Source organism: Mesorhizobium sp. M1334 (genome assembly GCF_040317995.1).
Classification (GTDB): Bacteria; Pseudomonadota; Alphaproteobacteria; order Rhizobiales; family Rhizobiaceae; genus Mesorhizobium.
The window spans coordinates 24,586-35,890 of sequence record NZ_JAMYLM010000038.1 but is presented as its reverse complement, the minus strand read 5'-3'; the positions used below and the strand labels follow the sequence as shown (position 1 = coordinate 35,890).

The 11,305-nt window shown below is 60.0% G+C and carries 7 protein-coding genes and 1 pseudogene; 2 read left to right on the top strand and 6 right to left on the bottom strand.

What is annotated here, in order from left to right; translation table 11 throughout:
* The 3 genes and pseudogenes from NKH17_RS31570 to NKH17_RS31560 all read right to left on the bottom strand — a co-directional run.
* Positions 1-432: pseudogene (locus NKH17_RS31570) on the bottom strand (transposase); the annotation flags it as partial.
* A 76-nt stretch (positions 433-508) separates the two neighbouring features.
* Positions 509-661 carry a hypothetical protein gene (locus NKH17_RS31565; RefSeq protein ID WP_352833694.1) on the bottom strand — a complete coding sequence of 51 codons (153 nt, stop codon included), beginning with the start codon at positions 659-661 and terminating at the stop codon, positions 509-511.
* A 6-nt stretch (positions 662-667) separates the two neighbouring features.
* Positions 668-3,262: a 3'-5' exonuclease gene (locus tag NKH17_RS31560; RefSeq protein ID WP_352973335.1), complete on the bottom strand. Its 2,595-nt coding sequence runs from the start codon at positions 3,260-3,262 to the stop codon at positions 668-670.
* A gap of 949 nt (positions 3,263-4,211) precedes the next feature.
* Here NKH17_RS31560 and NKH17_RS31555 point away from each other — a divergent pair.
* The gene (locus NKH17_RS31555) at positions 4,212-5,018 is read left to right on the top strand and encodes a hypothetical protein (protein ID WP_352973334.1); all 807 of its coding nucleotides are present in this window, start codon (positions 4,212-4,214) and stop codon (positions 5,016-5,018) included.
* A gap of 83 nt (positions 5,019-5,101) precedes the next feature.
* Here the strand turns inward: NKH17_RS31555 and NKH17_RS31550 are convergent, their stop codons facing one another.
* The 3 genes from NKH17_RS31550 to NKH17_RS31540 all read right to left on the bottom strand — a co-directional run bounded on the left by NKH17_RS31550 (position 5,102) and on the right by NKH17_RS31540 (position 8,416).
* A complete protein-coding gene (locus tag NKH17_RS31550; protein WP_352973332.1) occupies positions 5,102-6,319 on the bottom strand; it encodes an MFS transporter in 1,218 nt (405 codons plus the stop codon).
* 57 nt (positions 6,320-6,376) lie between these two features.
* A complete protein-coding gene (rpoN, locus tag NKH17_RS31545) occupies positions 6,377-7,813 on the bottom strand; it encodes an RNA polymerase factor sigma-54 (RefSeq protein WP_352973330.1) in 1,437 nt (478 codons plus the stop codon).
* A 69-nt stretch (positions 7,814-7,882) separates the two neighbouring features.
* A complete protein-coding gene (locus NKH17_RS31540) occupies positions 7,883-8,416 on the bottom strand; it encodes a peroxiredoxin (RefSeq protein ID WP_352456996.1) in 534 nt (177 codons plus the stop codon).
* A 1,640-nt stretch (positions 8,417-10,056) separates the two neighbouring features.
* On the opposite strand from NKH17_RS31540, the gene NKH17_RS31535 reads away from it, so the two are divergent.
* Complete coding sequence (locus NKH17_RS31535) at positions 10,057-11,259, top strand: cytochrome P450 (protein ID WP_352973327.1); 1,203 nt, start codon at positions 10,057-10,059, stop codon at positions 11,257-11,259.
* Positions 11,260-11,305: the final 46 nt, after the last annotated feature.

The window sequence follows — 11,305 nt, the reverse complement described above, 5'->3', positions numbered from 1 at the left end:
CGGCGTTCGGCGGCCAGATCCCGCAGCCGCTTGCGCAAACCGGCATCATCCGGTCGGGACGGACGGTAGCGGTAGACCCGCGGCTCCATGCCGACGAGCCCGCGACGCTGCGAATAGCCCTTGTTCTCGATCGCCCAGGTCACGGCAGTCCTCCTCGACCCGGCGTTAGAAGTTTTTTCCGAGCATCTCGCGCAAGGTCGAGACGTCGAGCATGGCATCGGCCAGCAGACGCTTCAGCTTGCCGTTCTCCTCCTCAAGGCTCTTCAGCCGCTTCGCCTCCGACACATCCATGCCGCCATACTTCGAGCGCCACTTATAGAAGGTCGCGTCGCTCACACCGTATTTGCGGCACAGATCCGTCGCCGAAAGCCCAGCCTGGTGTTCCTTCAAGATGCCGATGATCTGTTCGTCAGAAAATCTCGATCGCTTCATTGCCTGTCTCCTCATCCGAGGAACAGGCTAACCTCAAACCGAGGATATTTCAGGGGAGCACGTCAGCTCCGGCAGCCTAGGAATCTAAAAAAGTGTGGCGCAGCTGGCGCCACGAGAGATTCAAGCCGCCGTTGATTTCGGGAACACCACCATCCCCTGCTTCTTCCATCAGACACGCGCCAAGTACGGCTTGCGCACTTAAAACACAGCTGGCCGCGTAACGATTCATTCCCGTCTATCCAATCGAGAGTCTTCGCAATTCCCCCGCCACATTGGCTCCGAACTGCAGATCATGCAGTCGGCTTTCGTTGAGGTCGGTAATCAGGGCGCCCATGTTCTGCCACCTGAGACGACGACCACCACCTGATGCCCGCATGCCTCGACCATCGACCAACTCGATCAGCTTGTCCTGGGCTTCGGGCGAGATACCGAGTGCATTGCCCGTATAGACGAACTGAAGTCCGGTCAGCTTGCCGAAGTCCCCTATATGCCTGTCCGGTTCAAACTCCGGCAGAATCTCTGGTACCCCCTGAACAAGAGTGGGATTAAGGATTTCGACCTCGCTCCACATGGCCGTGCCGATCGTGTTGGTGACCTCCGAAATCCACGGACTTGCGACGCCGTGGAACGAAAGGATCAATTCTCTTTTGGCGCGGGTCATCGCGACATAGAGTTTACAAGAAGTGCGATACGCCTCCTCTTCAGGAGCATCGTGCGGCGGCAAAATTCCGTCACGGCACTGAAGAATGATCAGCGTGTCAAATTCGTAACCCTTCGTCTGCTCCAGATCGCAAAACACGAGGCGATCCGAGCTGGGATCGTAGGCGCCGTCAAGCGCGGTGACGCCGCAACTCTTTGCGAATCCCTTTACGTCCCGGCTGGAAAACCCCGCAAAAGCGACGCACACGGTCTTGGCGCCTTGCTCCAACCGCGACGCGGCATAAGTCCGTGCATAGGCTATTTCCTCTTCCAGCGTATCCGCCGCAAGCGCCATTGGAACGTCGCCGCTGAAGTTCGCGAACTTTGGGTCCAGAATTTCCAGATCCTCACTGTTGAACATTTCCTCGTAAAGATTGTTTCGCAGCACGTCATAAGCTGCCGTGAGGATTTCTCGGCTGTTTCTATAATTCTGCCGGATACGTTCGCGGGTGATGCTGGCGAGACCCGCATCGGTAAGGGATCGGTGCTTCGGCAGTATGGTTTGGGCGATGTCGCCACACAGGAATATGTCGTTTGGTCCGGTTTTGACGAGATGTCGAATAATGCGAAGCTCAGTGGTGCCGAAGTCCTGTGCTTCGTCAACGAGGATGTTCGTGTAGAGGGGCCCAATTTTGTCCCGGTGCTTCGTCAATGCCGATGTCAAACCGAGATAGTCGATGACGCCTACATCGCGCATCTTCCTCTCCCAGCCGTCTAGTCCCTCCAGCAGGCTCTGCCTGCGTTCGGGTAAGATCGGAAACCTGCGACCCTTTCGCTCTAGATCCAAATATGTCGCGCGACCATCCGGTGCGACGGCACTTCTTATCCAGTCGAATTCCTCACGCAAATAGGCTTCGCCATTGACGTTGCGCGCAGTCATCGATCTGTGCAGCGGCATCAGTATCTTCGCGTCGTCATTGTTCGTCCACTGGCGGTAATACTCGCGGAACACCTCGTCGACATGTTCGCCAGACTTCCAGGTCACATCGCTGAAATGGCGGTCATTCTGCGGTTCGAACATATGCAGAAGCCGCTGAGCCAATTGGAAAAATGAGGTGACTTCAATCCTGCCCCTCACCAAAGCGTCGGTGCAGGCGGCATCGACGAGCTGTCCGAGCAGGCCGGCAAGACTCCGGTTCAGCGTGAGCAACAAAATCTTCGCATTCGACGATTCCGCCAAGCGCATAGCACGGCGAACGGCTACACAGGTCTTGCCCGAACCCGAAACGCCAGAAAGCTGGGAAACACCGACGTAGTCGGCTTTTACCACCTTTTCCTGCTCGGGGTGAAGATAGAGAAACCACTCGTACCAGTTGGATCGTTTGTCAAATGCGGCCAGCCAGGCCTCGTATTCGGGAGACCCGATGCGCAGCCGACGGATGTCCTCCCCATCGGCCACCTCGAGCATCTCGGATTCGCCGACATCGTCGAGGAGCCCGATCCGGCCCATACTGAGATCGACATGGGCCTGTGCGCCGTCATAGTTACCCGCGAGGAGTAGACTAAAGACGGCCCGCGCGAGTTCAGCCTTCTGCGCTCCGGGAATCTCGCCGACCAGGGATTCGAGCTCGGCCGTGGTGGAGCGGGCGTCGAGCGCCTCAAGCTTCCTCGCCACGCTACGCGGGAGGCCGTCCAGCACGTGATCCATCGCTTCTGCGTCGAGGCGCTCGACGAGCGGCTTGTCGTGGTGGTCGGCGCGAAACTCGCTCCCATGTGCGATTTGGAGGCCCGATCCCGGAACCAGTTTCGTTCTGCCGTCCTTAACGGCAAACTGCTGACCACGGTGAGCATCGAGCCAATGGTCAGTGTCAGCGTGGTCGCCGACGAAGAGAAATCCGCAGGTCTTGTCCGTTTGCTGCGTTACAAGTCGCCAGCCGTCACCGAGATCGTATTTGACGCAATTGCGTATGCGGCTCTCGCCGTGGTTGGTGACGGAAATTCCAATGAATCGGAAAGGGTCTGGTTCTCCAAGGCTATTCAGAATTGCCTTGACTTTGATTGCCCTGTTCTTCCCTTGCCCCCCGGTTTGAATGGCGCGGTGTAAGGACTTATCGAATTCCTTCGTGATGAAATATGCGATTTGCCCGCCGCCGGGGCGGGCCTCGGCCTTGATGCCTGATGTGATGTTCACGATTCCCCCGGTTCTCTTGCTATACTCCAGCCGACAGTCCTGATCGGCGATGCTGGTTCTTCTCCGAAGAGTACTCTTACCGCCACCCTCGAAACGATGCCCGTGATCGGGCCTAGGCGGCTCAATCGAGCAGCCGGCCCCAATCACGAGCGCCACGCGGCCGCCACCTGGCCCCGATATCGCCTGAAGCAGGTCCGGTCGAAAGGTTCACCCTGGATCCTTTGCTTTCACTACCGAATGGCAAACGACAATTAGCCGTTGATTGTAGGCGCAAGTACAAGAGTTTGTCACTTGGGCTCCCCACCACGAGAGAAGACGTCTATATGGGAAAATTGCGCGGGATCATACATCGGCGTCGTTTCGCAAATGAGCCGACCGGATTGGTAGCGTGAGGGCATGAAAGTTCCGCAGAAGCGGCAGTTCATTGCGTCTCCTGCCGTGCCGCGGTGAGGGTCTGCGATGGCGCACCGCTCCATGACACCCGCATGGTCCTTTTCGCCACCTCGCGGCCACATGTAGCAGCGAACGCTCCCGCTCAAGGGTCTCTCGCCGGTCGGCAGCACCAACCGCCGCAGATAGGGCCACCGTTGGTGGGAATTTCACCCTCTGAAAGGAAGGGGATCCGAACGGCTGCGAACTCCAGTCCCTTTGGCCGCAACAGCGCCGTAGGCAGGACGTAGAACGTCTGGCTGCGGCTGCCGTACGGTGCGTGGCGTGAGTCCAGATCCTGCTAGATTGCAACTAGAACGTTACTAGCAACGGGGAGGGACATGGCTGCACCACAGAAATCCACGAAGACAATGAAAACCGCGAGCACGATGCACGTGCGTCGCGGTGATAGGGAGCTTCGTGCCCTCGGCCTGAGAAAAATAGGCGCATACACATGGGATGAGCGACTGCTGAAGCCGCCCGCCTTCGAAGGCACAGAAACAGTCAACGCGCCATTGGATTGCGCCAGATCAACGTCGTACTCTCACGAGTGAAGACGCTCGGGCGGGCGATCAAAACGGTCGCTGGGAGACTGACGACGGAGCCGTCTACGGCAGCCATCCTCGCGGACCTTGCTGCCCAACCGGCGCTCTCTTCTTTCGCGACGGGCCGCAAATTGTACATCGGAATCTCACGCTTATTGGTCATTCGCGCTAGGAGCGGGAGTTCCCGCGGCATTGTGCTGGTTTGTTCTCGGTTAATCCTGGACATCAAACGTAGCCTCGGCTCCTACCGTCCTCAGGAAGCGGACCGGCTGCGGTTCAGGATGCTGGCGGTGGCGGCGATAGCGCCGGAATGGGTGGTTGAACACCAGGGGCCTCTCCTGGTGAAGATCGAGACCGCGATCGTCGATGGAGCCGATCAGGTGTCCGATCCCGAGCGGGGCGTCTTCCGGCTTTCAGAGATCGACGAGCTTCTCGAATCCGAGGGCGCTGCTGACTCCATCAGGCAGTTCCGGGAAGCGTTCTCCGGTCGGGTCCAGGATGAGCTTGCGCGCCGGTGCCAGACGCTGGCAGGCGACCACGTCGAACCTCGCAACTTCCTCGACGGAGTGAACCCTGCGGGCGATCATCCGCTACCTAGGCACGAGCAGGCCTCTGTCGTTTCATTGCAGGCGTCTGTGACGCAACAGCCTCGCTTCGGATACGCGCAGCGCTCATCGTCGCCAAATGGAAACCGGTGCCGGCGAGGTTCGCGTGTCTGGCGGCGAAGGTCGCCATGGCCCGGAGGTGAAGCCGGCGAGGCGCTTGCGCTGGTCCATGCGTAATCATGCGGAGGATCGCGCCGCGCCGTGCATGCGATTGCATCTCTCGTCCCGCTGCGCTGCTGAGGCCTCTTCTGTCAGGCGGTCTAGGTTTCGCGCTTCGGGCCGAGCAGGAACACTGTCAGGGCGGCGAGGAACGTGGCAACAGCACTGTAGGCAATGGCACTGGTAATCCCGGCATTGTCCACCAATAGTCCGCCGAAAATCGCGCCGCCTGCGATTGCCACTTGGAACGCTACGACCATCAGCACACCGGCGCTTTCGGCCTGCTCGGGAGCGGCGCGCCACACCATCCACGTCTGCAATCCCACCGGCACTGCGCCGAAGGCAAAGCCCCACGCGGCAACCGCAACCGCCGAAGCCGAGGCCGATGCTCCCGCCGTCAGCAGCGAAACAGCGGCTATCGCTATGAGCAGCGGTGCAAGGGCCGCGACTGCCTTGAGACTGTACTCGGCCAGCAGCCCGCCGGCCAAATTGCCGAAGAATCCGCCGATGCCAAAAGCAAGCAACACAAGCGAGATCGTCTCGACATCCAGCGCGGGAACCTTCTCGAGGAAGGCGCGGATATAGGTGAAGCCGGCGAAGTGGCCGGAAGCGACCAGCAGGACGACCAAAAGCGCGACCTTGATCGTCGGAATCTTGGCCACATCCAGCGCGCTGCGGAAGCTAGCCACTCCAACCGGAGGCAGCCTCGGAATGGTTATGAGTTGCACCAGCAGTGTAGCGGCGCCGACGACTGCGGCGACCATGAAGGCGCTTCGCCATCCCCAGATATCGCCGACATAAGCGCCGATTGGAGCTGCGCAAACGGTAGCGACGGAAACGCCGGTGAGGATGATCGACATGGCGCGCGGCAGGAGGTGGCTTGGAACGAGCCGCATCGCCAGTGCTGCCGACATCGACCAGAAGCCTCCGAGCGCTATGCCGAGCACGACGCGTGCCGTCAGGAGTACTGCCAGCGACCACGCGCCGGCCGCCAGAACGTCCGACAGGATCAGCAGCAGCGTCATTGCCCACATGACGATCCTGCGGTCCAGGCGCTTTGTGATGATGGCCAGCGTCGGCGCCGAGATCGCCCCGACGATAGCGGTCGCCGTCATCGCCTGTCCAGCCGCACCCTCGCTGACACCGAGATCATGCGCGAGGGGCGTGAGGAGGCTGACAGGCAGAAACTCTGCGGTCACCAGCCCGAAGATGCCCAAGGAAAGCGAAATGACCGCACCCCATGCGGGACCAGACGGTTGGTCGGGCTTTTCTGGGTCGTGCAGAACAGCGTCCACAACGCCTGCCGCGGATTGGGTCATGAACGAAGTCTCCACTTTGATGCAATGCAACCTGATGTTGGCTGCCTTGACCCAAATCTAAAAACACAAGCGCATTTCCCGGCGGCGTTGCACGGAGGAGGGGATGTTCATTGCTTCGCGATATTTTGTGACGGTGCGGCGCGCAACATCGATGCCGGTTTCCTTCAGCCGGGCAGCGATGTCCTCGTCGGAAAGCACGTCACCGTGAGATTCTGCGGCAATCATCGCTTTGATCCGATGGCGGACAGCTTCGGCGGAGTGCGCATCGCCGCCTTGGCAGGACGCGATTGCGACGGTGAAAAAATACTTCAGTTCAAAGACGCCGCGCGGGGTAAGCATGTACTTGTTCGAGGTCACCCGGCTTACCGTCGACTCGTGCACGCCGATCGCGTCAGCGACGGTTCTGAGATTGAGAGGCCGCAGGTGGGCGACGCCATGTTCCAAAAAGGCATCCTGCTGACGCACGATTTCAGCCGCAACCTTAACGATGGTCTTGGCGCGCTGATCGAGGCTGCGGATTAGCCAGTTCGCGTTTTGCAAGCATTCGTCGAGAAATGCTTTGTCCTTCGCACTTTGGGCAGTTTGACGCGAGACTTCGGCATAGTAGCTTTGGTTGATCAGCAGCTTTGGCAGTGTGGCGGGATCGAGTTCGATCTGCCACCCCCCTTGCGGTGAGGGCGTGACCCAGATGTCGGGTATGATTGATTCAGACGCACCGGATTGGAATCGGTTCCCAGGCTTGGGATCGAGCGCCCGAATCTCATGCATCATGTCGAGAAGGTCTTCTTCATCGACTCCGCAATGCTGCTTCAGTGCCTCAAAATCGCGCCGCGCAAGCATTTCAAGATGGGCAACCAAAGCTGCCATTGCCGGGTCGAGCCGGTTACGCTGGCGCAACTGGATCTCGAGGCATTCTCTGAGACTTCTCGCAAAAACTCCCGGTGGATCAAATTGCTGCAAGGTTCCGAGAACCCGTTCTACAACAGCCTCACGGACATTCAGGCTCTCGGCCAGCTCCAAAAGGTTTGCCCGAACATAGCCAGTGTCTTCCAGATCGGCGGCAAGCTGGCCAGCAATCAGCCGCTCCTGTGGTGTGAACGCAGTGAGGGCGATCTGACGAGCGACATGGTCGTGCAATGTTTCGGCGAGGGTGGCAAACTCGTCGAGGGAAGGGCCATTGCCCGGCGGGTTGTTGGTCGTGTTGCGAAGTGATTTCCATTGCCCGAGCCGTTCAGGCGAACCTGCCCCGGTCGGTCCTTCAACGGCGTTTGCGCCAGGGCCGACAGGCTGATCCGCTCCCGAAATCGAGACGTCGTCAAAAGGCCCGCCATCGCTTGATGCAGATTCCAAAAGCGGGTTCTTCTCGATTTCCCGTTCCACGAACTGATGCAGTTCAGTATGCGCCAGTTGCAGCAGGCGAATCGACTCAATGAGTTGAGGCGATGCGACCATGGATTGCTTCTGGCGCTGAAGCAGGCTTGCTGAGGATTGCATGGTGAGCGCGAAAATCCTGTCGAGGAGCCTCTTGGGGCCGGCAATGGCACCACTGAGACGTATTCTAGGTCATGCGGCGGCTTTCAGCGTTTCGAGAACGTTTTGCGGGGACGAGACGCCATAGGGGTCGGCCTCGCAGTTGTCGGAGAAACCTTCCTCCTCGAACCAATGCTCCACCACGCCATTGTTGATCAGGGCGGCGTAGCGCCAGGAGCGCATCCCGAAGCCGAGATTGTCCTTGGCGACCAGCATGCCCATTTTGCGTGTGAACTCGCCTGAGCCATCGGGGATGAGCTCGACCTGCTTCAGACCCAAGGACTTCCCCCACGCATTCATGACGAAGGCGTCGTTGACTGAGAGGCAGTAAATCGCGTCAATTCCCTCCTTCTCAAACTCATCATAGAGCTCTTCGAACTGGGGCAATTGGTAGGTCGAGCAGGTCGGCGTGAAGGCGCCAGGCAGCGAGAACAGGATGACCCGCTTGCCGGCAAAGTAGTCGTCAGATGTCTTTTCTTGCCAGCGATATGGATTTGGCCCCTGGACTGACTTATCGTGAACACGCGTGAGAAAGGTGACGAAGGGAACTTTCTTTTGAACTGTCATCAAGTTGCTCCTAACGAAGAAAACTGGCGCTGAATTCTGGCAGAGGCTGGCGCAATACCGAGCAAAGGCTCGTATGCCCGGCACGGAATGAGGACCTCGCGGCTCGCAACCTCCTTTTTCCCTCCCGACGTATAGGAACGTCTTGGCGGCTGGTCTTGGCCACCCGAACGCAATCGATCTGAGCGAGCTGGACACCGTCGAGCCGCTTGGTTCCCACGGCTATGGCGCCGGAAGCGGGATCGGTCACTCGCGATCGTGCGTTTGGAAAAGGGATAGCGGCCGGAAGTAGCCAATATCGCAAGCATGTGGGGGCATGAAATGTCACTTCACGCAGACTCGGGTCACTGGACTGGTTCAGCGTGTTGTCGATATGTGGCAGTGACCCGCCGGCCTTGGCTTGGGTGACCCTTTGACGGGGCTCTTGGGCACTCACATGCTGAACAGAACCGATAAACGGCATTTGCGCGAGCGGCCCGTGTTGGCGTGCCGGCATCGGACCAGCCATGCGCAAAGCGGCCACCGAGAACGGCCTTCCGGAGGAGACGATGTCCCGATGTTCAGCGGGAACGGGCATCGTCTCCTCAGGCCACTGTCTAGAGCTTCGCGCGTCGGGCATGGTGCAAGTCGCTTTCATCGTGATTTGATGGTGCTCTAACCAGGAGCAGCAAGCGGCGTGCCATTTCAAATAGAGGTGCTGTTGGACCGCCCCCTTCTTCTCGGAGGCCGTGTCTTAGAAGATCGGGCGCGCGCTATACCGCCTCGTCACACAGGCAACAACGATGCTGTAGGGTGCGGATATTCGGCGCTTCAGCCCCGGCTGGGCAAAGAAGAACCGGAAGCGGAGCCGATGCACTACCTGAGGCTGGCGGGCACTCCAGTCATTGCGTAGCGTGTGCCGCTAGCGTTCATGGGTGCGCAGGCCCGGCTATCGCGAACACGCGCCTGTCGCAGCAACATGAGCGCGCGCTCTTGGGCAAGCGCCCTGGCGCCGTGAGGATCGAATTCCCAATCGTGTATGTTTGCCGCCCTCTTATGTTCGAAACTGGACCAGAATGTCGCAAGCCCGACCTAAAGGTCGCCCGAGGCGTTCTGTCCGACACTGTTCCGTCGCCTTTGTTGGCCCGCGACACCGGCCTATTTCGCCTAGCTCTTCTCTGGCCTCAGGCTAGGCCGCTGAGAAGCTGCCACAATTTTTTTCTGCTTCGGCCAAATTGGCACGAGATTTGAAGCACCTTCGTTGCGGGCCGGGAGCCGCCGACCGACTTTCATTTTGTGGATGACACGAAATGGAACGAAGAAAGAAAAGCAAAATGTCAAATCCGCGTCGGATAGCGTCTATGGGCAGGGGCCCCTCGGCGAAACCGCCCTTACCAAACAGCGCGCCGCCCTTGTCGACCCTTGCGGAAATCTTGGCCGGCGGCGAGTCAAAGGCCCACCACACCGACTTTATCCTGACCTCGAAGGTGCAGGATAACGTTCTGCATCTCGCCGCGCGATGTGCCTAGACAGTACACGTTGGCCGATCTTGATAACCAGGCCGGCCTTCGGAGGACGTCATCTGTATGCCTTAGGTCATTCGCTGCCGTAGCGCCTGCCGGTCACCTTCCGCCCTTCCATCGTTTAGAGAGTGAAGTGCCACCATGTCCGAACAACCCTTGCCGACGCTGCCGATGTGGCGCGTCGATCACATCGAGCCCTCGCCCGAGATGTTGGCGCTAGGCGCCAACGGTCCGATCCACCGCGTGCGCTTCCCGTCCGGGCACGAAGGCTGGTGGGTGACAGGCTATGACGAGGCCAAGGCGGTGCTGTCCGACGCGGCGTTCCGGCCCTCGGGAATGCCGCCGGCGGCATTCACCCCGGATTCGGTGATTCTCGGATCGCCGGGGTGGTTGGTCTCGCACCAGGGGGGCGAGCATGCCCGGTTACGCACGATCGTGGCGCCGGCCTTCAGCAACCGCAGGGTGAAGCTGCTCGAGCAGCAGGTCGAGGCGATCGCCGCGCAGTTGTTCGAGACACTGGCGGCCCAGCCCCAGCCCGCCGACCTGCGGCGCCACCTCTCCTTTCCGCTTCCGGCCATGGTCATCAGCGCGCTGATGGGCGTGCTCTACAAGGATCACGCCTTTTTCGCCGGGCTGTCCGACGAGGTGATGACGCACCAGCATGAAAGCGGCCCGCGCAGCGCGTCGCGCCTGGCCTGGGAAGAACTGCGCGCCTACATTCGCGGCAAGATGCGGGACAAGCGCCAGAATCCGGGCGACAACCTGCTGACGGATCTGCTCGCGGCGGTCGACCAGGGCAAGGCGACCGAGGAAGAGGCGATCGGCTTGGCGGCGGGAATGCTGGTGGCGGGGCACGAGAGCACCGTCGCGCAGATCGAATTCGGCCTGCTGGCCATGTTCCGCCATCCGCAACAGCGCGAACGCTTGGTCGGCGATCCATCTCTGGTGGACAAGGCGGTGGAGGAAATCCTGCGCATGTACCCGCCGGGCGCGGGTTGGGACGGCATCATGCGCTATCCGAGGACCGACGTGACCATCGCGGGCGTGCATATTCCCGCGGAGAGCAAGGTGCTGGTCGGCCTGCCGGCGACGTCGTTCGATGCGCGCCATTTCGACGACCCGGAAATCTTCGACATCGGACGCGACGAAAACCCGCACCTGGCGTTCTCCTACGGGCCGCACTACTGCATCGGCTTGGCGCTGGCCAGGCTGGAACTCAAGGTGGTGTTCGGTTCGATCTTCCAGCGCTTTCCCGCGCTGCGCCTGGCCGTGGCGCCCGAAGAACTGAAGTTGCGCAAGGAGATCATCACTGGCGGGTTCGAGGAGTTCCCGGTGCTCTGGTGATGCGCGGACGCTGCCGGGAATCGCGATCTTCTCCGCAATTGCAGGC

What these genes read in the sequence shown, in the direction of transcription:
- NKH17_RS31565 (WP_352833694.1), bottom strand. Translation starts at nt 661, where the DNA reads ATGAATCGTTACGCGGCCAGCTGTGTTTTAAGTGCGCAAGCCGTACTT.
- NKH17_RS31550 (WP_352973332.1), bottom strand. Translation starts at nt 6,319, where the DNA reads ATGACCCAATCCGCGGCAGGCGTTGTGGACGCTGTTCTGCACGACCCA.
- rpoN (WP_352973330.1), bottom strand. Translation starts at nt 7,813, where the DNA reads ATGCAATCCTCAGCAAGCCTGCTTCAGCGCCAGAAGCAATCCATGGTC.
- NKH17_RS31540 (WP_352456996.1), bottom strand. Translation starts at nt 8,416, where the DNA reads ATGACAGTTCAAAAGAAAGTTCCCTTCGTCACCTTTCTCACGCGTGTT.
- NKH17_RS31535 (WP_352973327.1), top strand. Translation starts at nt 10,057, where the DNA reads ATGTCCGAACAACCCTTGCCGACGCTGCCGATGTGGCGCGTCGATCAC.